This window comes from Verrucomicrobium sp. BvORR034 (assembly GCF_000739635.1).
Lineage (GTDB): Bacteria > Verrucomicrobiota > Verrucomicrobiia > Verrucomicrobiales > Verrucomicrobiaceae > Verrucomicrobium.
Window position 1 is genome coordinate 1 of the sequence record NZ_BATQ01000123.1, and the last position, 25273, is coordinate 25273.

General features: G+C 59.8%; 20 protein-coding genes. 12 read left to right on the forward strand and 8 right to left on the reverse strand.

Translation table 11 applies throughout. The annotated features are described in order from the left end of the window. Positions 1-163: 163 nt before the first annotated feature. The 3 genes from BV034_RS20190 to BV034_RS20200 all read right to left on the reverse strand — a co-directional run bounded on the left by BV034_RS20190 (position 164) and on the right by BV034_RS20200 (position 3881). Positions 164-841 carry a hypothetical protein gene (locus tag BV034_RS20190; RefSeq protein WP_265593236.1) on the reverse strand — a complete coding sequence of 226 codons (678 nt, stop codon included), beginning with the start codon at positions 839-841 and terminating at the stop codon, positions 164-166. A gap of 104 nt (positions 842-945) precedes the next feature. Continuing rightward, the gene (locus BV034_RS20195) at positions 946-2280 is read right to left on the reverse strand and encodes an amidase (RefSeq protein ID WP_265593237.1); all 1335 of its coding nucleotides are present in this window, start codon (positions 2278-2280) and stop codon (positions 946-948) included. Next, the gene (locus BV034_RS20200) at positions 2277-3881 is read right to left on the reverse strand and encodes a hypothetical protein (protein ID WP_050028792.1); all 1605 of its coding nucleotides are present in this window, start codon (positions 3879-3881) and stop codon (positions 2277-2279) included. The genes BV034_RS20195 and BV034_RS20200 overlap by 4 nt, the downstream gene beginning before the upstream one ends. 141 nt (positions 3882-4022) lie before the next feature. On the opposite strand from BV034_RS20200, the gene BV034_RS20205 reads away from it, so the two are divergent. The 9 genes from BV034_RS20205 (at position 4023) to BV034_RS20245 (ending at position 15807) form a co-directional block, all read left to right on the forward strand. Continuing rightward, on the forward strand, positions 4023-5009 hold the full coding sequence (locus BV034_RS20205; protein ID WP_081887972.1) for a 3-hydroxyacyl-CoA dehydrogenase NAD-binding domain-containing protein: 987 nt from the start codon (positions 4023-4025) through the stop codon (positions 5007-5009). A gap of 35 nt (positions 5010-5044) precedes the next feature. Continuing rightward, positions 5045-6025, forward strand: coding sequence for an alpha/beta hydrolase (locus BV034_RS20210; RefSeq protein ID WP_050028823.1), 981 nt, complete (start codon positions 5045-5047; stop codon positions 6023-6025). Between the two features lie 260 nt (positions 6026-6285). Next, positions 6286-8997 carry a caspase family protein gene (locus BV034_RS20215; RefSeq protein ID WP_050028793.1) on the forward strand — a complete coding sequence of 904 codons (2712 nt, stop codon included), beginning with the start codon at positions 6286-6288 and terminating at the stop codon, positions 8995-8997. A 22-nt stretch (positions 8998-9019) separates the two neighbouring features. Then, positions 9020-11587 (forward strand): secretin N-terminal domain-containing protein, encoded by a 2568-nt coding sequence (locus BV034_RS20220; RefSeq protein ID WP_050028794.1) that lies wholly within the window; start codon positions 9020-9022, stop codon positions 11585-11587. Next, entirely contained in the window at positions 11584-13542 is a 1959-nt protein-coding gene (locus tag BV034_RS20225; protein ID WP_050028795.1) for a secretin N-terminal domain-containing protein, read from the forward strand. Before BV034_RS20220 ends, BV034_RS20225 begins: the two co-directional genes overlap by 4 nt. A 42-nt stretch (positions 13543-13584) precedes the next feature. Then, positions 13585-14037: a hypothetical protein gene (locus BV034_RS20230; protein ID WP_050028796.1), complete on the forward strand. Its 453-nt coding sequence runs from the start codon at positions 13585-13587 to the stop codon at positions 14035-14037. A gap of 125 nt (positions 14038-14162) precedes the next feature. Continuing rightward, positions 14163-14339 carry a hypothetical protein gene (locus BV034_RS20235; RefSeq protein ID WP_265593238.1) on the forward strand — a complete coding sequence of 59 codons (177 nt, stop codon included), beginning with the start codon at positions 14163-14165 and terminating at the stop codon, positions 14337-14339. Continuing rightward, a complete protein-coding gene (locus BV034_RS20240; RefSeq protein ID WP_050028798.1) occupies positions 14336-15277 on the forward strand; it encodes a DUF72 domain-containing protein in 942 nt (313 codons plus the stop codon). Before BV034_RS20235 ends, BV034_RS20240 begins: the two co-directional genes overlap by 4 nt. Beyond that, positions 15274-15807: an MgtC/SapB family protein gene (locus tag BV034_RS20245; protein WP_050028799.1), complete on the forward strand. Its 534-nt coding sequence runs from the start codon at positions 15274-15276 to the stop codon at positions 15805-15807. Before BV034_RS20240 ends, BV034_RS20245 begins: the two co-directional genes overlap by 4 nt. Positions 15808-15837: 30 nt before the next feature. Here BV034_RS20245 and BV034_RS20250 read toward each other — a convergent pair whose 3' ends face one another. Continuing rightward, on the reverse strand, positions 15838-16800 hold the full coding sequence (locus tag BV034_RS20250; protein ID WP_050028800.1) for a GDP-mannose 4,6-dehydratase: 963 nt from the start codon (positions 16798-16800) through the stop codon (positions 15838-15840). A 126-nt stretch (positions 16801-16926) separates the two neighbouring features. On the opposite strand from BV034_RS20250, the gene rfbD reads away from it, so the two are divergent. Then, positions 16927-17817 (forward strand): dTDP-4-dehydrorhamnose reductase, encoded by an 891-nt coding sequence (gene rfbD, locus BV034_RS20255; RefSeq protein WP_050028801.1) that lies wholly within the window; start codon positions 16927-16929, stop codon positions 17815-17817. A gap of 306 nt (positions 17818-18123) precedes the next feature. Further along, positions 18124-18903, forward strand: a complete 780-nt coding sequence (locus tag BV034_RS20260; RefSeq protein ID WP_050028802.1) for a hypothetical protein — start codon at positions 18124-18126, stop codon at positions 18901-18903. Positions 18904-18936: 33 nt separating this feature from the next. Here the strand turns inward: BV034_RS20260 and ptsP are convergent, their stop codons facing one another. The 3 genes from ptsP to hprK all read right to left on the reverse strand — a co-directional run bounded on the left by ptsP (position 18937) and on the right by hprK (position 22106). Beyond that, entirely contained in the window at positions 18937-20706 is a 1770-nt protein-coding gene (gene ptsP, locus BV034_RS20265; RefSeq protein WP_050028803.1) for a phosphoenolpyruvate--protein phosphotransferase, read from the reverse strand. Between the two features lie 107 nt (positions 20707-20813). After that, entirely contained in the window at positions 20814-21089 is a 276-nt protein-coding gene (locus tag BV034_RS20270; protein ID WP_009961215.1) for an HPr family phosphocarrier protein, read from the reverse strand. 39 nt (positions 21090-21128) lie between these two features. After that, complete coding sequence (hprK, locus tag BV034_RS20275) at positions 21129-22106, reverse strand: HPr(Ser) kinase/phosphatase (RefSeq protein ID WP_038167477.1); 978 nt, start codon at positions 22104-22106, stop codon at positions 21129-21131. Positions 22107-22180: 74 nt separating this feature from the next. Here hprK and BV034_RS20280 point away from each other — a divergent pair, with 74 nt between their 5' ends. Further along, positions 22181-24082: a sulfatase-like hydrolase/transferase gene (locus BV034_RS20280; RefSeq protein ID WP_050028804.1), complete on the forward strand. Its 1902-nt coding sequence runs from the start codon at positions 22181-22183 to the stop codon at positions 24080-24082. A 57-nt stretch (positions 24083-24139) separates the two neighbouring features. On the opposite strand, the gene BV034_RS20285 is transcribed toward BV034_RS20280, so the two are convergent. Then, positions 24140-25237 carry a winged helix-turn-helix transcriptional regulator gene (locus tag BV034_RS20285; RefSeq protein WP_050028805.1) on the reverse strand — a complete coding sequence of 366 codons (1098 nt, stop codon included), beginning with the start codon at positions 25235-25237 and terminating at the stop codon, positions 24140-24142. Between the last annotated feature and the right edge of the window lie 36 nt (positions 25238-25273).

Sequence of the window (25273 nt, forward strand, 5' to 3'; positions counted from 1 at the left end):
GCGAAGAGGGCGTGAATCGAGATTCACAACCGATGAGCAACGCCGTCCAGGCTCAAAAGGACCGCAACCCGGAGGGGGCAGTTCTCAGGCTCGGCGAAGCCGCTTTTATCTCATTCCCTTAATTGAACCTGCCACACCCGGATGTTTTTATCCAAACAGGTTCTTAGTTCAGTGAAGCGAGCGCCTCCCGCCCGGCCTCTTTCATGGCGGCGTCGTCCTTCTCAAGCGAAGGCATCGCCAACCCCTTCTTCAAGCAGCGGCGAGCCTCTTCTGTACGTCCCATCTGGGCGTAGGTACGACCAAGCTCGATCTGGTGCATCAATCGGTTGGGATTGAGCTTCGCGGCCTTCTCCAGACACTCTGCGGCTTCCTCATTGGTCGCGTCAGGCAGCTTGTCGTAGATCATGGACGCCAGGGCCTTTTTCACCGCACCAACACTCGCCACCCCACGATGCCAACGGCCCAAGATGTGCCAGGCCAGGTCATTGTTGGAGTTCAGTTTGATCGCCTTTTCCGCGCCTTCCTTGATCAACTTGGAGCAGGCCACCTGTTCCTTGTTGCTCTGCAGTGGGAGCATCTTGCCATAACTGATCGCACAGGAGAGCTGAGCGTCGGAGTTCATCGGAGCGAGCGCCGCAGCCCGGCGGCCGTACTCCAGAGCGGTAGCTCCCAGCCGCTGTTTCTCGCTGGAGGACCTGGCATCCGCCATCAGATGCCGATACTGTCGTGCGATCCGCACGAGCACGTCCGCGTTGTTCGGCTGGAGCTGCTCAAGCTTCAAGTAGTCTTCCAGCGCCTGCGCGGCCTCCAGTTTCGTATCGTGAGTATCAGCTTCCTTCATGAGCTGCTCAGGGGTCTCAGCCTGAACACAGGTCCCGGCAAGCAGCAGGACCGACGTGAGAAGTACCCCAGCACGATTGCCAAGGCGGTAAGGGGGAAGGCACATCATGCGCTCTTGGACGCAACGATTCTGGCGGCGTTCAAAAGCTTTGCTTCACTATTTTTGGGTCCAATAAGCTGGAGACTGGTGACCGGAATCCGTTTGTTGTCAAGGGGTATGGGAATAGCCACGGCGGGATTTCCGGCGTAATTCACTGGCACTGTATTCTGATAGCCCAGCACAAGCGCTTCAAAAACGGCAGTCTTGCCAATGAAGGGGATCCGCAGCGGAGGTCCCTTCAAAGTGGGCAAAGCGATGAAATCGACCTGCAAAAATTTTCGGCTCAGCATGCGTTGCCAGGTCGTTTTCCAGGCGAGAGCCTCATCATAACTTTGGCGGTCATGCTTCAAATCTCCGAGTAAGAGGGCGGCCTTGGTCGCAGAAGAAACGCCTCGCTTGTCGAGGAAGTCCTTGTCACTCTCATACCCCTCGGCCACCGCAATCGTATTGCCATGGGTCTTGGCCTGATCCCACGCCTCCTCAAAGGCCTTGTTGAGCCGGACAATCTTAAATCCTGCATCTGTAAGGGCCCGGTCCACCGCCTCATCCACGGCCTTATCCGTGCCCGGAATGTACAACCGGCCCACCCGAATCCCCCGGCCGCTGGGTTGATCCGCCACCTGCTCTGCATACTCGGCCGCCGATCCCGGCTTGAGCAGGTCCATCCCCTCCACCAACTTCGGAACGGTCTTGGCCATCGGACCCACGGTATCCAAGTTCTTGGGCGAAATGGGGTGCACTCCTTTCAGGGAGATGAGGCCTTTTGTCGTTTTTAGACCAAAAACGCCACAGCACGCGGATGGCGTGCGGATGGAACCCGCCGTATCCGTGCCGATCGCGATGTCGGCCTTGCCGTTGGCCACCGCCACCGCCGATCCGCTGGAGGAGCCGCCCGGCATGAGACGACCTCGGCCAGTCAGCCGGTTCTTTGGCGTGCCGAAGTAGTGATTGATGCCCGTCGCTCCCAACGCCAGTTCGTTGAGGTTCGTCTTCCCCACAATCCAGACATTTCTCTGGCGCACAGGGCCCAGACACGCCGCGTCCTGTCGAGCCGGAGCCGCGTGCTTGTAGAGGTATTCAGAGCCTGCTGTTGTGACCTCGCCTTTGACGTCGATCAGGTCTTTGACAGCCACCTTCACATAGTGAGTGCCCTCAGGCGGAGGACGGTATGTGATGAAGGCCCGGTCTCCTCTCAGCTTTTTGACGGGGTTTTTACAACTGGTGAGACTGCTTGAAGTTGCCAAGGCTAAGGCCAACCCGAGTACAAAGAGCTTGGGGCGCATGATATAGATTTGTTCAATGCCTTCGCCGGGCAGGAGGCTGCCACGGTGTTGGATCACAACGAGTTCGAGAACGCGGTTTTGTCTGGATTTATCAAACTGCAAACCGCCCGCAATGGGATGTCTGCCCAAGAGGGACGGTAGCTCAATTCGTATTGCACCTCTGCCGCCGCCTTCTCCAGCAGCAGGATCGTCAACTGGTGGTCGAAAGCGAGCGATGATTCTGGAAGAATGACCGCCCCTGCGGTGGTTTCCCAGTATCCTTCCAGAAAATCCTGGCAGGCCTCGGAGGCCCAGGCCAATGCCACCTCCTCCAGCGCCGAGCGCTCCTCCGCAGGGCGACTCTTTAGTGCCGCTGCCGCCGCATATTGAAAAGAGCGCAGCATACCAGCGACATCCTTCAGGGGCGGACGCTTGGCTCTTCGTTCGCTCATTGGCAAAGCGGGCTCACCTTCGAAGTCGATGAATACGAAATCCAACCCCGTGTCCAGCACCTGCGCGAGGTGAAGGTCCCCATGAATGCGAATCTTCTGCCCCCCGGCCAATGCGGAGGCTGGCCTTCCCAGGATGGCCAGCAGGGCATCCCGACCGTCCAGAACCTGCTGCGCCAGGGAGGCGCACCCGTGTGGCAACGACGCTGCACCTGCTTGAAGACTCGTCAGGAGCCGCTCCACCGCAACGCGGGTTGCCTGCTGCAATTGCTGCGCATCTTCTGCCGTCCACGGCTCTGGGGCGAAGGCCAGTTCTCCGCCCCCCGTCACCGCCAGAGCCTTGTGCAATTCCCCCGTCCGCCGCCCCAGTTGCCGGGCGCGAGCCAGTAATCGCTGCATGGGCGCTGGGAACACTCGCCCCACGGCCGCAGAATCAGCGGTATCACTGGCGATCAACTCGTTGAACCCATGGGTCAGACAGGTGAGTGCTGAGGCCCAGCCGTCACCGAGATGGCTGACTTTCTCCATCAGAACTGCCACTGTCGAATCACCCTGCTCCGAAGCAAGGCTCAAACTCCCGTGAACGGGCGGGATGTGGGGGAAGGCACCTGAACGGTGCAGATGATCCATCACCTCCACTTCCACCTGCAGACCGCGCTCCGGCTTGCGGTAAACCTTGAGCCACAGCCGGGAACCCACCGCGATGGAGGCATTGGACTGCTCCACACTCATGAGCCGGGTATCTTTGCCGCCTTCCTCCAAGACGGTGGCCAGCCCCTCCCCTGCGGACTTCAGTCCTCCTGCAACGGCATCGGCCCCGGTCAAAACCGCCAGTAGGGCAGCCCGGAAGGCCGGAAGAGAGAGCGCATCTACCACGCAGTCGCCCGGCCCCAATTGGGTGACCACCGTAGCAGGCTTTCCCTCCACCTCGTGTTCAAGCCGAACCTTCGACACCACCGCCAAGGGCATGAGATATTCCTCCCTTTCAAAGTCGGCATAGGTCACTTCAGCGAGGAAAAGTCGGGACTCGACTGGCCACGACCCTGGCACCTCATGGGCCAGACGCAGTTGCTGCACGGTCCGCCGCTTGCCACCGAACCACCGGCTGCCCCGGAAATAATCCGCCAGGACATGCGCTTCAAGATGCGAAACCAACGCATTCGGCCAGCCTGCTGCGTGACCAGCAAGGTCGATCGCACTGATGGCATCCGTTTCCGGCGAGTCTGTCATGCGGAGTTCTTGTCAGGGAAAAAGCCTGTGTCCACGCTAGCGGGGACCGGGGGGTGAATCCAGTTGAATCCCGCCATTTTCTCCCCCCGGCGAGATTGGATTGCCGCGCACTCACCGTTATAGCCAGCTCACTTTACACCCATGTCCACTGCCACCTCCCCTGTCCCATCGCTCGCACCTCAACGCATTGGCATCCTCGGAGCTGGACAGATGGGCGCAGCGGCCGCCGTACTGTTTCGCCGGGCCGGACATGAAGTGACGCTCTGGGCTCGAAACGAGGTCAAACACCCCCAGATCAAGGAAACCACGCTCGCCACTGAGGCCTTTCTGGACCAGCACTTCGGCCCCGCTCCGTATGCAGGCGGTACGTTGACGATCGAATCCCGCCTTGAACGGGTGGATCAGACCTCGGATGCCATTCTTGAATGCGTGGCGGAAGAGATGGACCAAAAGACGGCTCTCCTCAGTCAACTCACCCATTGCCGGGAGCGCAGAGCCCTCATCATGACCTGCACCAGCGCCCTCTGCGTCACGGACATGGCCCGGGGCAGTGGCCTGGAAGGCATCCTGGTGGGAGCGCACTTCTGGAATCCCCCACACCTCATTCCTGTAGTGGAGGTCATCCCTGGTGAAGGCACGCCAGAAACTCAGGTGGAACGGGCGATGACCCTGCTCCAGCACGCGGGCAAAATCGCCGTGCGCTGTGCCGATGTACCCGGCTTCATCGGCAACCGCCTCCAGCACGCCATGTGGCGGGAGGCTCTGGCCCTCGTGGATGCCGGGGTGTGCACGGCGCAGGATGTGGACCGCGTCGTGAAGTGGACTTTTGCACTCCGCCTGCCAGCCTTGGGCCCGTTTGAAAACATGGACCTTGTGGGTCTCCCCCTGGTGCAGAGCATCGAGACTTACCTCTTCCCCCATCTGGCCGCCAATCGTGAACCCGCACGCTCCCTCACCACCCGTGTTCAAGATGGCCACACCGGCATGAAAGCGGGACAAGGGTTCTATGATTGGACCCAGCGGGACGCCGCCGCAGTGGTGGCACTGCGTGACCGCCAGATAGTACAGCAACTTCAGTTCCTGAAGGAACAAGGAGCACTGGATGAGCGCCCTTCTGCCAGCGCCTGATGAACATCAACCTCACATTCCTCAAAATTGATTCCATGAAACAACCAATACGATTCCTCTCCCTCCTCGCCATAAGCCTCACGCTCAGTTGGAGCACCGCTCAAGCCGAGTCCCCCGCTCCAGTCGAACGTATCACCGATGTGATCTACACCAAGCACGATGGCGTGGCCCTGACCATGGACATCTTCAAGCCGGCCAAGCCCAACGGTGCTGGAGTGATCAAGATCATCAGTGGAGGCTGGAAGTCCAACCACAACGGCATCAATGACGGCGGCTGGCCGCAGGCTGGCTTCACCACCTTCGTCGTGGTGCATGGCACCCAGCCCCGCTTTCAAGTGACGGAGATCGTCGCCGACCTCCATAGAGCCGTGCGCTTCATTCGCGCCAATGCCGCCAAATACGGCGTGGATCCCAACAAGCTGGGCGTCACGGGCAGCAGCGCCGGCGGACACCTCAGCCTCATGCTCGCCACCCGCGGTGGCGATGGAGATCCCAAAGCCAAGGACCCAGTAGACCGCGAGAGCAGCGCCGTCAATGCCGTGGCCTGTTTCTACCCACCCACTGACTACCTCAACTGGTTTGAGCCCGGTGACAACGCCGTGGGGATCGGGCGCCTCGCCGCGTACAAGGCAGCGTTCGGCCTCGAGTCAGACACGCCAGAAGGCCGCGAGAAACTGGGACGTGAACTCTCCCCGATCTACTGGGCGCACAAAGGCCAGCCCCCTATCTTCATCGTGCACGGCAATGCCGATCCGCAGGTCTCCCACACTCAATCCACCCGATTCCACGAAAAGTGCCAGGAGCTTGGCGTGAAGTGCGAGCTTGTCATTCGTGACGGCGCTGGCCACGGCGGCTGGCAGGAGATGCCCCAGGACACCACCCGCATGGCGGAGTGGTTCAATCTCCAGCTGCTGGGTCAGGAGCCCCGCGCCGCCTTCAAGCTCGGCATCACCACCCTGCCCAGCACTCCGGTGAAGAAACCTGCGGCAACACCAACACCGGCACCCACCAGATAATCCAGACAGAGTTTTTCCTTTCCATTCTCCATTGGCGCGGCCGGGTCTCTCTTTAGGGAGGGACCCGGCATTCTTTTTGCACATGGCACCAATGGCGTCCGAAATTGCGGCCCACATGGCCATGCCACAAACACCCCCAAGCAGGTCGAAAAACTTCGCCGAGAAACCAGTTGCCATTTTTCACGATCCCACTGTAGAAGGGCCAGTCATCTTGGGCAGATGCCCGGTGTCAAATTTTCATCTTCAGCTCCACCACTTGCATGAAGGTCCTTTGGATTCACGGCGAAGGGCGCTACAAGCGCCATCTGGAAGTATGGCAGTCGTGGCACAAGGTTTTGCAAGAAGAACTCGGCCTGTGGCACCCAGGCGCCAAGGTGCAGGCCGCCGCCTTCCCGCTGACGGACTGGCTGGATAGGGCGGCAGATGCTGACGAACCCACCCGCCAGGAGGCGGTGGCCCACCTTGCCCAAGGGCAGGCGATTCGCGGTATGGGAGACGTGTTGCGAGGCACCCAGGTGGTGTCTGCCGCGAATGAGCAGCTGGCGGATTGCGCCAACCTGATCATGGCCTGGGTACGAAATCCCCGCCTGCGATTGAAGCTTCGAGATCAGTTGGAATTGTCTCTGCGTGAGCAAGCGTCCAGCAGGAAGTCTCCGCTTCTCGTCATTGCCGCAGGAGCCAGCTCACTGGTGGTGTACGACTGCCTGGTCAGGAATCCCGGCCTGGCCAGGAAATGTCTGCTTGTGACACTGGGCTCCCCTTTGGGGCATCCCACCGTTCGCAACGTCTACGGAGGACGCATCGTGCCGGTGGATGCCGTTCGCTGGTACCATTTGCATAATCCCCATGATCGATCCTTTGCAACATCCCTCACTCTCAAGGCCCCCCAGTTTATTGAGGTCCTGACCCCGTTCATCACCGGAGATGGTTCCTTGAACCATGAGGTGATTGCCGAAGGAGCAGATCGCCATGGATATCTCGACCATCCTGCAGCCCGGGAATGGCTTTGGCCGGACGTGTTGCGACGCACCGGCGTACTGTCCCGCAACGAAACGCCACCATCCCTTGGCCGGACCAATTCCCGATTTACCGCCAAGTCGGCAAAGTCCAGTTCATCTGTCTTCCAGCCGACGCACCGGGCTCTGCTCATTGGGATAGACCGCTACCAGCACTCCTCAATCCCCGAGCTCAAGGGTTGTGTGAACGACACCTATTTAATGAGCTCCGTCCTGCAAGAGTGCGGAATGGCCCCCGAGCAGATCCGCATGTTGCACAATGAGCGCGCCACCGCCTCCAGCATTCGTGAACGGCTCGACTGGCTGCTGGAGGGGGCATCGCCAGGAGATAGCCGGGTGCTTTTTTTCAGCGGTCACGGTGCCCAGCTGGAGTCCTACAGCACAGGTGAGGTGGTCGATCGCCAGGACGAGTGCCTGGTGGCCCATGATTTCAATTTTACCCGCGACTCCGCCATCGTGGATGATGATCTGTGGCGGCTTTACTCGCAGCTTCCCTATGATGCCGACTTCGTAGCCATCATGGACTGCTGCCACGCGGGCGGCACTCATCGGGGCCCCCAACGGGTTCGAGGTATTGAGCCCCCAGGTGACATCCGCCACCGCGGGATGCAGTGGAATGCAGAGCTCAGCATCTGGGAGGAGCGCCCCCTCTCTCCGCTGCTGCGTGCCACTCATGGCATGGCTCCCAAGTCCCGCACCATGCAGCCTGACGATAAAGCCAGATACTTTGGAAAAAACGGGATCCTGAGAAAAATCGGCCGGGCCAATGTACTGCGTCAGACTGATGACGACGCCTACGACAGCCTCCGTACCGAACTGGGACACAACGGGCCCTACCTACCCATCCTGCTACAGGCCTGCCAGGAGGCTGAACTGGCTGCAGAATATGATCACGGCTCAGTCTCCCACGGAGCCTTCACCTACTGCACTGCCCAAGCTCTCCGCGAACTGGGCCTGGGAGGGAGGGGCGTAACCTTCCAACAATTGCTAAAGGAAACTCGCAAACGCATGCAACGTCTGGGGTTTACCCAGACCCCGGTGCTACTGGGCCCTCGCCGCAAAACTGGCCGAGCCATTCCGCTGCCAGGCAGGAAGAGTCCATCTAGAACGGCCCGAAAGGTGTCAGCACGAAAAGGATGGCAAGCGGATGAAAAAGCGTCTGCCGACTACGCAGCCGCCCTGCCGATCTACCCTGTGGCCAACAATCTCCCGGCCGCCCTGCCAGCGCCGCCGAGAACGCCTTCCACTACCACTTCTCAGCCCCCCCTAGCGCCCCCTCGCATGGCAACTCGGGATGTGCTGAACCCAGGGAATGATCAACGGCATGCCCGCGACAGTGAGCACTTCCCGTGGAGAGCGGTCTCCTATTTGGAGGCCACCTTTCAGAGCGGTGAGACCTTCCGTGGTTCAGGGTTCTGTGTGGGGCAAAGGTTGTTGCTGACGGCAGGTCACTGTCTGTTGGGCCGGGGCAACCGCGCAGTCTCTATCAACGTCTTCCCCGGTCTCCAGCATGGTCGCACCGTTGCGGAGGCAACCACCAGCACCGTGTACAGGGTACACCCGCGATGGGAGACCTTGCAGGACCCTGAGTTCGACTACGGCCTGGTGATGTTGCCTTCCAGCGCTCCTTGGATCGGTACTCGCGTGCTCAGTGACGTAGAAATCACTGGATTGAACTGCTTTGTTGCAGGCTACCCCGTTGATCGCAGCCTGAATGTCTGGGCGGCCGCTGGCTTGGTACAAGCCGCAGGCGACACCTTGCTAAGTCACCGGATTGACAGCGAGAACGGTCAAAGCGGCGGGCCGATCTTTCATGTGACGGATGAGCTAGATGCCTTCGTCGTGGGCATACACACCCAGGGTACACCGACCCTCAACCACGGGATCCGCTTTACTGAAGGCGTCCTCACCCAAGTGCTGGCATGGGCCGACGAACTGGGCATGCCGATCCCTTAACCAGACCCAGCCCGTTTCTATCATGAGTTCCCTTCTGCGCCACACGGTCTATTCGCTCTGCTCCATGGCGCTGCTGGCAGCTCCGCCAGCGGGCTTTCCGCAGGGGGGGGCGCCGTCCCCAACGCCGGGACTCGCCCCAACACCCGGCAACCCACCCGCCGCAGGATCGCCGGACGTCAAGCCGTCAACGTCTGTCAAAGATCAGCTCGAAAAGGCCACTACCCCGGCCGGGTTCGTGGAAAGTCTGGTCAAAAGTCACATTGAAACCGTGGAGCCGCTGGCAGGCCCCGGCCGCAATGACCTGCTGAGGTGGAGTGAAACCGCCTACCACCTGCGGTGGGTCAAAGCCAACCACACCATCACTGATCCTCAAAAGCAGGAAGAAGCCTCCTTCAAGGAATGGAAACGCGGAGTGCCCACGGAAGATGTCACCCGGGCCATTGCGCGGCTGGCTGCGGAGTTCCCGGTTCGCTACTACTTCAAGAAGCCCGAAACTCCCGCCGCGACGGGTCCCAAGTTTGTTTTGCTCCATCTTGCCCCCTGGAGCGCCACCCAGGAACTGTACCTGCCGATGGACGATGCCGGATGGCAAAGCCTCGCCATGGAACTGGCATCCCGCACCAATCTCAAGATGGAGAAGTACGCGGACAACCGGTGCAGGATCGAAGGCCACCCTCTGGCCATGGATGAGGTGGCTCGCGAAGCAGACCGAGTTCGTTCTGAACGCATGTTTGGCTTCTCCCCTGCACCGCAATCGCGCGCCAATGAATCTGCCCCAACTGCCATCTTCAATGGAAAAGCCATCTCAGCCTCCCTGGGCACACCCTCTCCAGGCAAGGTGACCGACCCCGCCCTCATCGCAGACCCTACCGGTGGCGTCGGGACACACAGCCCTCTCGAGTCCGCGGCAGCCGTGCCCTCCGTCCAGCCGCCACGCGATTTTCTCAAGATTGGCAAGATGGTGGTGAAGATCTTCCAGCTACGCCACGCCTCTGTGGAGGGGCAGGCCTTGAACACCGCGCCGAGATCTGCAACCGACCTTCCCACCCAGGTGAAAATCCCCGGTGTGGCAACCGCGTTTGTTGAGATCACAGGAAAGATCTTCGGCACCAATGCACCACGGCGGCTTTCCAGCGGAGGGACCGATGTGTTTGAAAAGGCTCTCGTTCTGGCAGGCACCGCCCAGCGCCTAGGAAACAACCTTGGCACGGATTACTACAAACCTTTCCCCATGGCTGGACAACAGGAGTCAGCTGCCGTGCTGGAACAACTGCTGAGAGACAGCTCCTTCAACAACAAAATCGCCAACAACTTGGAAAACGCTCCTGTCGCCCCCGGCTCGGGCGGGGCCGACACTGGCGACAATTCCAGCGAATCGGAAAACTCCCGTATCCAAGTCATGCCACCGGTGCAGAAACTTCTGCCTGAGGGGGTGGTGAGAGTGTATCCCCAGGAGTTTATCCCCCAGCAGCCGACCATCGCCAAGTTCGACACCGCCGGGGCCGACAAGCGAGGGTACGAATCAGGCATGGTCTCCAAGAGCGGGCCCGTGCCTCCGGCCACCAATGTGCCCACACTCCGCGGGGTGGTCATCGCGGAACGGGCCACAAACCGCCTCATCGTTTGCGATCTGGAGGAGCGAATCCCCATCTACGAGAAGATCGTCGCGCAGCTGGATGTAGCCCCCCAGCTGGTCGAGATCAGCGCGTCCATCATGGACGTGAATGCCAATGACACACTCGAGTGGGGAGTGGACTGGGCAGGATTGGGCAGGGAGGAAATAACGGAAGCCGTCGGCACCGCCGCCAGTTCCTTTGACGGCGGGCTCAGGTTTGGCGGGGAGGCGGCGAACAATGGCCTCCGTGTCCTGACCACTCCGGCGGGAGTGCTTACCGCGGACAAGGTGTTTCACCCCGTTGGGTTGAATGTCTCCACGCTCATCACGGGGACCAGCGGCAAACTCGCCGCGCGGATCCAGGCCCTGGAGACCAACGGCCGCGCCCAAGTCGTCTCCCGGCCGGTCCTTTTGACGGTGGCGAACACTGAGGCCCTCTTCTATGACAACAATTCCCTCCTGCTTCCCGTGCCTGGAGAATTCAACGCCGATCTCTTCCGCATCAATGCTCCCCTGGCCCTCCGCATCAAGCCGGTGGTGATGGAACGACCTGATGGCAAAGCCATCCTTCTGGAGATCGAAATCAAGGACGACAACATCACCGCCACGGCGAATGACGGCACTGTGAATGCCACAGCCAAACCTACGGCCCTGCTGGCGGAAAGCTCCATCTACACTCGGGCACTGGTGCAGGAAGGCCAGAGTCTCCTGCTGGGAGGACGCTATCGGCATGAACAACGCAAGCAAGTCGGAGCCGTTCCCATCTTGAGCCGCATCCCGCTGGTGGGTCTGGCCTTTAAGGACCGGCAGAACTCCGACCTGAAGCTGCAACGGTTGTTTCTCATTACCCCGCGTCTCGTGTCACCGGAGGAAGTTCATCCGCTGGGTCCGGAACTTCCCATGCCCCAGGCCGCCCCCATCCCGGCAGATCCATCCCTGTTTCCCGCCCAAACCGCCGCCCCCCGAATGAAATGAGCCGGCAATCCTCCCTCCCCCCCCTCCTAAGCCAGCGCCTGCTCCGCCAGTTGCTGTTATGGCTGCTGTCCCTCCTCATCACCACCTCGAACCAGATCCACGCTATCACAGTGGACGATAGCTTCTGGCGGCAGCCAACGGAGGTCTTCAAAGCAACAACGGATGCCTCCGCCGCTACGGAGGCGGCGAAGCTCAAGGCCACAGTCACTCAGCTCTGCCGGGGGGAAGGCATCACCCCTGAATTCCAAAACGTGGACGGTCTTAAGAAATTCACCGCCCCCTCCCCAGGGATGCGCACCCCTTTTCTTCAGGAGCTGCTCACCAAAAACGGTCTGGATGCCTGCTTCTTCAAAAGCACACGGAGTCTCCTCGTCTTCAAGCCTGATGCAGGCTTTGACCGTCGGTACAAGCTGGTGCCAGCCAGTTTCGACGCTCTGCGGGCGGCACTCCAGTCCAGCATGGCGGGGCCGGAGATGAAGTTTGAACAACCCACTGCCAATCTCAGCCTCAGCGGGCCGGACGCCTACCTCAATCACATGCAGAACGTCGCTGCCAAGTTGGGCCTCAGATTGGAAGCCGCTTCCGTCGCCGCCCCTGCCCCTGCCCCTGCCGCTCCAGCTCCTGTTGGCAAAACGGCGATGATCTTTCCGCTCAAATACGCCCGCGCGGAGGCAGAGCGAAACCAACTCCGTGCCACAGTCTTGGGCAGCGCCACCGCCACGGGTGCCGTGGATGTGAGGGAAAGCGCGGGGGTGGTGCAAATCCTGCGGAACATGCTGATTGCTGATCTGGCAAAACCCGCCACGGACGAACCCTTCATCACCGCCGACCCCACTCGCAATGCCGTCATCATCGTTGATGATCCTGGCAGGGAGCCTCGCTACCGCGAGATCATCGACATGCTGGATGTGCCCCGGTTCATGGTGGAAATTACTGCGGCGATTGTGGACCTTGAGGTGAGCGACGGTCTGGACTGGCAAAGTAGTTTCCTCGTCAGAGGCACCCAGAAGATCGAGAGCCGGGAAGTGCCTTTTCGGGTCGGGTTTGGGGCTGATCGTCGATTCTTTGACACCAATCCCACCACGGGTGCCATCACCGGCTCTCCTTTTGACAAGGACCCGCCCGAGATCCCCGCTGCCCTCACCACCGGCGCATTGGGGCTGAACCAGACCACACTCATTGTAGGATCCAGCTATGCCGTGCTCTCCAACATCCGCGCATTGGAACAACGGGGAAAAGCTCAAGTGCTCTCCCGTCCTTCGGTGTTGACCATGGACAACCAGCCAGCCCGGCTCACGGATCAGACAAGTGCCGTACTGCCCGTAGCGGGGGAACGCCAGTCCTACCTGTACAAGGTGGCGTCTGGCCTCGATCTCGTCGTGCTACCCCGCATCATGAATCATCCGAACGGCGGACCAGGAAAGGTCTACCTCGGAATCGAAGTAGGCGACGGCTCGCTGACCGACGCTGAAATTGCCAGCCCCAACGTGGCAGCCTCCACGAATGACAACCGGGTCATCACCCAGGCGGTGGTGCAGACCGGTGAGAGCCTCCTCATCGGCGGGCGCTATCGGAACCAGGAAGTGAAATCTGAATCTGGCATCCCCATTCTCAGCAAGATCCCGGTGGTGGGACTGCCCTTCAAGAACAAGAAAGTCACCAACGGTCGCTTCCAACGGCTCTACCTGATCACGCCCCGCATCATCAATCCAGACAACCCTCAGGGCCCGGCCGACGATGTGATTCAGGCCACTTTGGGACCCCAGATCAGCATCCCCATCGATCCGGCGACCATGGCGGAAGCGGGTCGCCCCCTCAACAACACACCGGCACCCCGCTCAACATCCCCAGCGGTGCCACCCGCAACTCCCCCACCCGGCCAAGGAGACGACGTGAATCCGCCTCCCCGCAGAGCGAGCTGGCTCAAACGTCTCTTCAAGAAGAACGACCCTTAGGATAGTTTCCCACAGAGGTTTCCACCAACAACATCCCTCCCAATGTCACGCCTGCTCAAGACCCGCCTACTGGCCGCGGCCAGCTTCAGCCTTGCCGCCTTCCTCAGCTCGTGCCAGAGCGTCCTGCCGTACAAAATGGGCGGGAACCCCGCAAACTTGCGCCCGGGCGCCACTGCGGTGGAGGTGGTGGCAGAAATGGGGTCACCCACAAGCAAGCAACAACATGTACGTGGTGAGACGTGGGTGTATAAAGACTACTGGTGGGTCAAGGAGGTCTGGGTGCCCCATTGGGCCTCCTGGGAAATCTACATGGAGAAGCCTCCCGGCAAGCTGAGTATCCTCCGCATGTGCGGCTGGAAGCTCGTGGACCCACCCGGTCAGGAGCCAGATGTGAGGAGCGCGGTGTATGTGCGGCGACGGAGTGTACCGACGGTGCCAGTTCAGACGACACCCGCCCCGCTGCCGCCCATGGTCCGCGACAAGAACCCGCCGTGATGACCGTTCCGGATAACGAACCGCCGTCGGAGCTTCTGGGATAGCCAGCACCTTCCTCGCGATCAATCGCATGGGAGCTCGCGATTCAGTTGCAGGAGGTCTCTCCTGCAACCCTCGCGAATCTCATGAAACTTGAACCACCCAACCCCGCCCCCATCCCCAAGAATCGAGCCCTGCTCATCGGGACCATCCTCGCCATTCTGTTCGCCTTCATTGCCACCATCGTTACCTGGGGCGTTCTCTGGTCCCATGGACATGAGGAGGCTGAAAAGACAGTGACACCGGTCGAGGCCAAACCATGAAGACGGCACCAGGACACCAGGTCCATGGTGAAATTCGCATCGGCATCTCCGGATGGACCTATGCCCCTTGGAGGGGAAAGTGGTACCCAAAGGGACTCACCCACAAGCGGGAACTGGAGTACGCCTCCCGTCAGGTCCGCTCCATTGAGATCAACGGCACCTTCTACTCCCTTCAGCGGCCCAAGAGCTTTCAAGCCTGGTACGATGCCACCCCACCGGACTTCGTCTTTGCCGTCAAGGCACCCCGCTACATCACCCACGTCAAAAGGCTGAAGGACATCGCCGAGCCGCTGGCCAACTTCTTTGCTTCCGGGATGTTGTGTCTGAAGGAGAAACTTGGCCCGGTTCTCTGGCAGTTCCCTCCGAGCTTCAAGTACCAGCCCGAACTTATGACGGCCTTTTTCAAGATGCTGCCTGCCAGCACCACCGCAGCGCTCCGGCTGGCGCGGAAACACAACGCAAAGGTGCAGGGGCGCACCGCCTTCCCCAAGATCAAACCTCGCCCCATGAGGCATGCGATTGAGGTGCGCCATCCTTCTTTTGTCTGCCCGGAGTTCGTGGAACAACTGCGCGAGTTCGACGTGGCCCTCGTGGTGGCGGACACAGCCGGTCGATGGCCGTTCATGGAGGACCTCACCAGTGATTTCATCTACCTGCGTCTTCACGGAGATGAGGAACTCTATGTCAGCGGTTATACCCAGGCGGCACTGAAAACATGGCAGCGCAAGATCGACTTATGGGCGCGCGGACGTCAACCTCGCGGGTGCCGGACCCACGCCCCCAGAGATCACTCCCACCCAGGAGTCAAAGATGTGTATGCGTACTTCGACAATGACGTCAAAGTCCACGCACCATACGACGCCATCGACCTAGCTCACAAGCTTCATGCAGACGCCCCAACCAGTTCCAGAACCAAAGGCGATGATATGGCAAGATGACTTGGGAATCCGCCACCAATGAACTGACCGTCCTCCTGAGAGCATTGGTCGCCCTCTTCCTGGGCGGGCTGCTGGGTTGGGAACGCGAAAATGCCGGCAAGTGGGCTGGCTTGCGAACCCATATGCTGGTGGCCCTCGCCTCGCTCATTTTCATCAGCCTTGGTCAAATGCTGATCGCGGACACTCTAAAGGTCAGCCACCAGGCCGACCGGTCCATCGTTCAAGCAGATCCTTCACGCATGATCGAAGCCATCGTCGCTGGCATCGCGTTTCTTGGCGCTGGCACCATATTCCGGGACAATTCGGCGGGAAAAGCCCGCGGCCTTACCACGGCCGCCTCTCTGCTGACCACCGCCACCATCGGCATCGCCGTGGCCATCGACCGCTATCTTATCGCCATCGGAGTCACGGCACTGTGTTTGATCACTCTTCATACCCTCAACCGACTTTCCGGCCAGATTCACCAGTCTTCAGGAGGTGAAAAGGGAGGTGCAACTGATTCAGCACGGAAAAACGATCTGGAAAAATGATCATCCACTCCACGCGACTACCCTGCTCTGCTATTTGACGAGGGCTACGTCATGCTGGACCATTTCACGGACCATCTCCTCGAAGGTGAACGTGGGTGACCATCCAAGCTCCGCACGAATGAGGCTGGAATCTCCCACCAAAGGCACGGCATCCTCCTGACGAAAGAAGCGGTCGACACTGACGACATGCTCCTGCCAGTCCAATCCGACTTGAGAGAAAGCAGCAGCGCAGAATTCACGGACGGTGCGCAGATGGCCAGTGGCGAGAACATAGTCTTTGGGCACAGGCTGGTTGACCATCAAATGCATGGCACGCACGTAATCCGGCGCATAGCCCCAGTCTCGACGTGCGTCCAGGTTCCCCAGTTCGAGGCGATATTTCTGCCCTGACGCGATCCGGGCCACTGCTCGAGTGATTTTGCGCGTCACAAACTCAGGACGCCGTCTGGGACTCTCATGATTGTACAGAATGCCGGTCACGCAATACATGCCGTACGACTCCCGATAATTCCGCACCAGATGATGAGAAGTCACCTTGCTGATCCCGTAGGGATTGCGCGGAAGAAATGGCGTCTGCTCCGACTGGGGAGCCTCTGTGGGCCGGCCAAACATCTCACTGCTCCCTGCAAAGTAGAACCGGCAGTCCGGTTGCAGATCCTGAAGGGTGGCTAGCAGGAAATGGGTACCGCTGATGTTGGCAAACATCGTGTGAAAACCATCTGCAAGATGCTCGCCCACGAAGCTCACTGAAGCGAGGTGATAGCACTCGTCGAACTTGTACTTCTTAATCAGGCGGTGCAGCCCGGGAAAGCTGTCCAGGCTGATCGCATGCAGGAGGCACTGATTGAGCACCTCCCCCGTTCTGCCTCCCTCCAGGCTTTCCAAATTTGTCTGGCGCACCAAGCCATGCACTTCGTAGCCCAGAGAGAGAAGATGCTCCGCCAAATAGGTGCCATCCTGACCCGTGATTCCAGTGATGAGTGCCCGCTTCATTCTCGCCCCATCGTGGCACGATCTTGAATCTGAGCAAGATCGAAGGCCGGGCGGGGAGGATTTTGATCGATGCCACCGGATTGCGACGAGCAGAAACTTCTTGCCTCCCCCCCTGATCACGCCACTATGGCCGCTCGCATGACTCAGGGCGGAAAGGTTGTCATCATTGGAGCGGGCGGGCGGCTGGGCTCAGCGCTCGTGACGAAGTATGCCCCGAAGCATGATGTCTTGCCGGTGCGGCGCGCAGACCTCGACCTCTCGCAGTCAGATGCCATCGCTCCGTTCTTGCGAAGCCACAACCCCAACGTGGTCATTTACACCGCTGGCACGACGAACGTGGACCTCTGCGAGGAGCACCCAGAAGAGTCTCTAAAGACAAATGCCGAGGCTCCGGCCCGCCTCGCCGACTACTGCAAAAGTCATGGCGCGAGGCTGATTCACATCAGCACGGACTACGTCTTCGCCGGGAACGACCCGATCCTCCGCAAGGAGAGCGATCCGGCAGAGCCCATCAACGTCTATGGGCGACACAAGCTGGCTGGCGAGCAAGCGGTTTTGAACGCCTCTCCCGAGTTCCTGGTAGCGCGTGTATCCTGGCTTTTTGGCAAAGACCGCCCCAGCTTTCCGGACATGATTCTTAAGCGAGCGCTGGAGAACGACGAAGTCTTCGCCATCGCCGACAAGGTTTCCTGCCCTACTTTCAGTGATGATCTCGCAGAATGGATCGAGCCAATGATGTCGGACACCCGGTATTGTGGCATCCTCCACCTCTGCAACAGCGGTTCCTGCACCTGGCAAGAATATGGGCAAAAGACGCTCGACATCGCTGCGTCACTCGGTTTGCCATTGCGAGCAACAACCGTCCAAGGTCAGTCTCGGGTGAATTTCCCCGCCTTCAAAGCGACCCGACCAGAGTTCACTGCTTTCGACATCAGCCGCTATGTAGAACTCTCCGGCACCACGCCACGAGCGTGGCAAGAAGCGCTGGAAGACTATCTGCGGGGCCAGTACCTCTAGAAGAGAGTCGTTGAAGAGACTTTAGTCGTTGCCCCTGTCTCAGCGAGATCAATTCGAGCCTAACGGGCAAGGCCAATCACCCGGGAAATAAGCCCCTATGCGGTCCCGGGCCTCAGACGGCACCCAGTGCTGCGACGGGATTCCACCCAAATGGGGGTGATTTTCCAGGTTGTTTAAAAATTTGCGACCAGCACTATGTCGCATCAGACCAGCACCTCGGAAATTATTAATAAAACCATAATTTTCATATTGACCAATAATCATAGTATTTATATATATTATCAAAGTTAAACCACACCACTTTCTATGAAGAGGCTGATTCTCATCCAAAACGACTTCGCGGGGTCCGGCAAAACCACTCTCATGCGTGCCCTCCAGCGTTATTTGGATCGCCATCAAGTGCCTCATCTGGCGCTCTGCCTCACGGAAGTGGAAGGTAACGATGAAGACGGAGTCCACCGCCTGCCGGTAGATGCCCTCTATCAAAATGGCTTGGCACCTTATCTCCAGGCGGTCGATTTGGTGCTGCTGGAGGTGGAGTCAGGGCTTGCTGAAGCAGTCTCCGAGTACTTCGATCACTCCAACGTTTTGGCATCTCTCGGACAGGACGGACTGGAGATCCTGATAGCCATGCCGGTGACCAGTGACGAAGAGAGCTTCGACGGCGTGCTCTCAGCCGCGCGGACGTACGGGGATCAGGTGCAGTATGCCGTCTTCCACATGGCTACAGGTAGCGAATACGATGAGGACGAGGCGGTCTGGGAAAACAGCAAAGCAGCCCGGATGATGGACCTGCTGGATGGAGTGGACGTCACCGTTCCCGCCCCTTCTTCCGAGCTGGAGGCTGAGATTCACACCATCGATCTCGACCTAAGCGATGCTCTGGCACACGAGTGGACCCAAATGCCTCTTCAGGCGTTGCTCCAGAACTGGCTCGTCAAGCTGTCGGCTCAACTCGACCCTGCACGTCGCCTGCTCTTTGGCGATGCATTTCGTGCAGTCATTGCAGTCAATGACCGACTCCCTGCTCGCCAAAAACCAGCCCGAGGCAAAAAAACCGCCCATGCAGCAGCGTTGCCCGCCTGACAGACGGAGCCCCCCCTTTTGACTCCAGAAAGCTTAGTGCGTCTCAGGCATCAGGTCGCCGTAATGCTTCCGGGCGAACTTCTGCGTCTCGTGCTGGATCTTCAGGGCGTCTGACTCCTTCAGGCTGCGTTCCAGCAACTCCACGCAATCGACGGAATTGAGCTTCCGGATGGCGTGTTTGACCTTGGCCACCTGGCCACTGGAGGCGCTCAGTTCATCGAGCCCCAGACCCACCAGCAACGGAGTCACGGCGATGTCGCCAGCCATCTCCCCGCACATTCCCACCCAGACGTTCTGACGGTGCGCGGCCTCCACCACTGTCTTGATCAACCGCAACACGGCTGGATGAGTGGGCTGGTAAAGTTCTGAGACGCGCTCATTCACCCGGTCCACCGCCAGGGTGTACTGTACGAGGTCGTTCGTGCCGATGCTAAAAAAGTCCACATGAGGCGCCAGCAGGTCAGCTATGACCGCGGCACTGGGAATCTCAATCATGGCACCCCGCTGGATCTTGGGATCAAAAGCCTCCCCTGCCGCTGTGAGCTCGGCCTGACATTCGTCGAGCAATTGATTCGCCTCGACGACTTCGCGGACACTCGACACCATGGGGTACATGATGGCCACGCGCCCATGCTGGCTCGCCTTCAGGATCGCCCGCAACTGCCGCTTGAAGACTTCAGGCCGGGCGAGGGAAACTCGAATACCCCGCCAGCCCAGGAAAGGGTTCTGCTCCACCTCCTCGGCATACGCGGGGTCGAGCTTGTCACCACCAAGGTCCAGGGTGCGGAAGACCACCAACTGGGGAGCCATCGCCTTCACCACCTCGGTATAGACCTCAATGAGCTTGTCCTCAGGAGCATCAGGATTCTCCAGGTAAAGGAACTCTGTGCGGAAGAGTCCCACCCCCTCAGCGCCACACTCCTGAATGTGGGGAATCTCCTCCACGAACTCAGCGTTGGCGGCGACGGTGATGCGCCGATCGTCCAATGTGACTGCGGGCTCGCCACATTGGGCCAGCAGGGCGGCCTCACGCTTCTCCGCAGCGGCCTCACGCTTGCGATAGCGCGCCAGGGTTTCCTTGGTGGGATTCAGGATTAACAGGCCCTCATCCCCGTCGAGGAGCACCTCGTCTCCATTGTAAAGTTCTTCGCAAATCCCATGCAGACGCACCACGGCAGGGAGATTAAGCGACCGGGCCACGATGGCGGTATGGGACGTCTTGCTGCCAAGCTCCACCGCAAAACCGAGGACCTGATTGCGGTCCAGCTGTGCGGTCTCACTGGGAGTCAGGTCATGGGCAATGCACACTGCAGGAGTGTCCGAGTGGTCCACTTCCCTCTTGTCTCCGGTGAGGTGACGCAAGACGCGCTGGGCGACATCACGAATATCGAGCGCACGTTCGCGCATGTAGGAGTCGGGAATGCGCTGAAATGAGTCGATGCATTTACGCACCACCCGATAGTAGGCGTACTCGGCACACTCCCGATACTCCCGGATTGCCTCCTCCACCTGGTCAGTGATGAGGCTGTCGTTCAGCACCATGGTATGCATTTCCAGGATCTCCCTGGAATGGCGGTCCTCCTCTCCGTCCAGTCGCGCCATGAGGGCCTCCAGTTCCTCGCGGGTCGCCTCGACGGCCGCGTAGAAGCACTCGATCTCTGCATCGATCTTTCCCTTCGGGATGACCCGGCGGTGAGGTTCTTCGAATGCGCCTCCAATGAGACGCACGACCCCGCGAGCCACGCCGCCAGAGACGGGCGTGCCTAAAAATACGCGCTCGGTCTTGATGGCGGTTTCGGGCATGAGAGATGAGGAATGACCCCCTTGAAGGCAGATGACGACCCCCGCGTTAGCGGGAATCATGCCAGCAAGGGATAAGAAGGTTCACTGAGGCGCCTATGCAAGCAGCGTCAGTCCCCGTCGTCAAACCCACTTTGGATAAGAGAGCCAAGTTCCTTCACGGCAGCCTCGGCATCGGCCCCCTCCGCGGTGACGATGATTTTCGCTCCGTGACCGGCAGCCAGCATCATGAGACCCATGATGCTCTTGCCGTTCACTTGCTCGTCATCTTTCTCCACCCAGACATTACACTTGTACTTGCTGGCTCTCTTGACGAATTGCGCTGCAGGGCGCGCATGCATGCCCAGTTTGTTGCTGATGGTAAATTCTTGGGTGCAAGTGCTCATGCTGTCTTTTTTCCTAACGGCCAAGAGTGCGATCTGAGACTACCCTGATTGCTCATCCGCCATTTTTTTCAAGAGCCTTTGGTCAAATTCCGCTGCGCTGTTATAGCCAAAGGTTCTCAGTTTGTGGTTTAGGGCGGCAATTTCGATGAGTCCGGCCACATCACGACCGGCTACGACCGGTACCTGAAGAAGCGGAACATCCATTCCCAGAATGTTCACCGTGTGTGTGCCCGCGTCAAACCGTTCAACTTCGCTCAGATCTGCATCGGGCACCAATTGAGTGACCAGGTCAAGTCGTTTAGACAACCGAACTGCTCCCACTCCGAAGATGGCGGCAACATTCAACAGACCAATTCCTCGCACTTCGATGAGATTGCGGGTCAGGTCAGGAGCCCGGCCGTGGATCTCGCGCTCCTCAATCATGCGAAAGTGCACCGCATCATCCGCCACCATGCTGGCCCCGCGCTCCAACAATCCGAGAACGGCCTCACTCTTGCCACTACCGCTGGGGCCCTGGATCAGCACTCCCACCCCCTGGACATCCACGAGGCATCCGTGAATGACCGTCGTTGGCGCAAACGCCCAGTCCAACCGGATGGTGGCGGCATTGATGAACTTCATGGTCACCATGGAGGTCTGGAAGACGCTGATGCCATTCTCATCCGCCACCCGGATCAAATCTGGGTTCAGGCGTTTCTCCCTCGCTACCACCAGACACGGAATATCGGCCATGCAGAGCTGTCGGAACCGGCGGCTGGCTTCCTCGGGGGCCAGCCCGTTGAGATAGGAGACCTCTGAATTCCCGATGACCTGGATCCGCTTGTAGGCAAAGTAGGTGAAGAATCCGCTCAGGGCCAGGCCCGGTCGGTTGACCGAGGGCTCATTGATTTTCCGGGAAAATCCCGTCACAGTCCCCATCAGCTTGAGCTTGAGCGCCTCCCGATTTCGCTCAAAGAACTCGCCCACGGTGATGGACGACGGCCGTTTGACCTTGTGATGGATGACGTGCTCTGGCATGCGCCCACCATAGAGGCTTTCGGCCCATGGGCAAATGGTTGCAATTGAGGACTCTCCGACTTCGTCTTAGCGGGATGCTTCCGCGTCGCCCTCTTCTGCTCTTTTTCCTGCTGTTGTTCATTCCCCATGCCGTGTCCCAGGCAGAGGCCCCGCCCAATATTCTGTGGCTGACCAGCGAGGATAACGGTCCACAGCTCGGTTGCTACGGCGACAAGTATGCCAGGACGCCCAACATCGATGCTCTGGCGGCCCGAGGTCTGAGGTACAACAAAGCCTGGTCCAACGCACCCGTGTGCGCCCCGGCCCGCACCACTATTATCAGCGGTCGAATCCCTACTGGCGATGGCAGTGAACACATGCGCTCCATGGTTCCCCTGCCTGCCGGGACCCAGCTCTATCCGCAACTGCTGCGGGCAGCGGGCTACTACTGCACGAACAACAGCAAAGAAGACTACAACCTGGAGAAGCCCGACGGCACCTGGGACGAAAGCAGCGCCAAGGCTCACTACAAGAAGCGGCCGGCAGGTCAGCCCTTCTTCGCGGTCTTTAACACGACGATCTCGCACGAGAGCCAGATCCGGACACCCGGTCACAAGCTGGTGCACGACCCCGCTGCGGCCCCGCTCCCCCCTTATCACCCAGACACGCCGGAAGTGCGGCACGATTGGGCGCAGTACTATGACAAACTCACAGAGATGGATCAGGAGGTGGGCCGGCGACTGAAGGAGCTGGAAGAATCCGGGCTGGCCGAGATCACCATCGTCTTCTACTACGGCGACCACGGCGCGGGCATGCCCCGGAGCAAACGATGGCCGTACAACAGCGGACTGCAGGTGCCGCTCATCGTCTGTTTCCCACCCAAGTACGCCCACTTGGCCCCACAGGGCTACCAGGCAGGCGGCACCACCGATCGGTTGGTGAGCTTTGTGGATCTGGCCCCCACGCTGCTAAGCCTCATCGGGAAAGAAGCACCCTCATATCTGCAAGGACGAGCCTTCGCTGGGACTCATCCCGCACCAGCCCCGGAGTTTCTGCACGGCTTTCGTGGTCGCATGGACGAACGCTATGACCTGTTGCGCAGTGTCACGGATGGCCGCTTCGTCTACCTGCGGCACTTCATGCCGCACCTGCCCTACGGCCAGCATCTCGGCTACATGTTCCAGATGCCCACCGCCCGCGTCTGGCGGGATCTGGCCGCCGCTGGCAAGCTGAATACCGACCAACGCCATTTCTGGGAGCCAAAGCCAGTGGAAGAGCTCTATGATCTGCAATCTGATCCCTGGGAGGTCCACAATCTGGCAGAGGTTCCCGAACAGCAGGGACGTCTGAGCGTCCTGCGGAAAGCGCTGGAGAACCAGGCCCGTCAGGTTCGCGATTTGGGTTTCATTCCAGAAGCTGAACGGCTGCGAGTTTCCGGGAACCAGCAATCACCCCGGGACGCCTTCCAGACAGAGGCGGCCTATCCGTTTGAGGCGGTGTTCGATTTGGCATCTCGCGCCTCCCGCTACACGGATGCCGACCCGACCCCGTTCGTCAGCGCGCTCTCGCATGCTCATCCCATCATACGTTACTGGGGTGTACTAGGCCTCCAGATGCGGGGAGCCTCCGGGGTTCAAGCTGGTCACGATCGCCTGCTTGTTCTTTTCGGCGACACCTCCCCGAGTGTGCGCATCGCCGCCGCTTCCGCACTCGGCCTGTACGGCAACCCCGCTGACCTGGCAGCCTGCCTTGATCTCTTGGTGAAGGAGGCAGATCCCACTCGGAGCAGCCAACCTGCGGCTATGGAGGCACTCAACGGGCTGGACGCGCTGGATGAAAAAGCTCTGCCTGTCAAAGATCGCATTGCCGCGCTGCCCAAGAGAGATCCCAACACCCCAAAACGCCTTCAGGAATACGTCGTGCGCCTTCATGAAAAAATCGCCGCCGACCTGGGAATGCCTGCGCCCGCTGGCGAGAACAAAGAAACCGAGAAGTAAACGGGCTCTTGGACCGTGGAGGGCAATCCCTCTTTGGGCTGCCCTTCGTACGAATCTCTAGAAATCGAACAAGTCAGCCTGCACTGCCTGACCTTTTTTGGCAGACGCGGTGGTCTGCTTGGACTTCGGAGCCGGAGCAGTCGGCACCACCTCGGCCGAGGCCGAGGCGCGCGCGGGTGCGTCCGGCTCCTCCACTTCGTTTGCCGGAGCCGGCTCCTCCTCGACGATCGCCACCACATCCTCCGGCTCGAACTTAACGTCGGGCACATCGGCAAAAACTGGAGGCATGAGCGGCTCGGGCCATGACGGGATTTCCTCGACCACTGGAGCAGGAGTAGGCTCCGGCACTGGCGCTGCCTGCTCGACGAATTCGACCTCAGCTTCCGCTATCGGCACGGGCTCTGGCTGAGGCTCAGGGGCATGCTGAATGTCCGGCTCAGGTTCAGGTTCTGGAACAGGTTCGGTCTCCAACACGGGGGCCACCTCTTCCACCAGAGTTGAAACAGGCACTACCGCCGGCGCGGGCACCTCATCGCCCGTGATCAGTCGCATCTCACTGCGCGTGCCATTCACCGTGCGCTCAATGGGAATGCCAAGGACCTTGGTCAGCGCCCGGGACTCCATCTCCCAGACATTTGGGTAGAGCCGCGCCACCTCGGCAAGAGGGCTGTGGTGGTCGAGCAGCCGCGTGCCTTGCTCATCCGTCACCAGCTCAGACATCCACCCGTCCGCATTGCGCATCTTCACCAGTTCCACAAGGCGTTCGCGCAGGGTCTTCCCCTTCATCTTCGATGCCCAGCGCTCCGCCTTTTGCTGGAGGTAGCTGTACAGCAGGCGGTCCGGGGCAGACTCGCCATACGCCTGGGCGGCGTGGGCCAGCAGTCCCAGGCAGAGTTCACTTCCCCAGTTGGTCAGCACAAGATCGAGCTTGGGAGCTGGCCGATAAATTTTCTCGGGGCGGCCCGTCCCTTTCGGGCGACGCCACGTATCCACATAACCCTGCTTTCGCAGATCATCGCAGTGTTGTTTGACGCCCATGTAGGACATTTTCAACTCCGCCGCCAGTTCGTTGACGGACATGCCGCCGCTGCGTTTCACCCGGACAAGGATCTCCCAGGAGACCGAGGGGGCAATTTCACGGGCGTGCTGCAACATGGCGTCTTTTTAACACAGGGTAGCGCTACGCTGAAA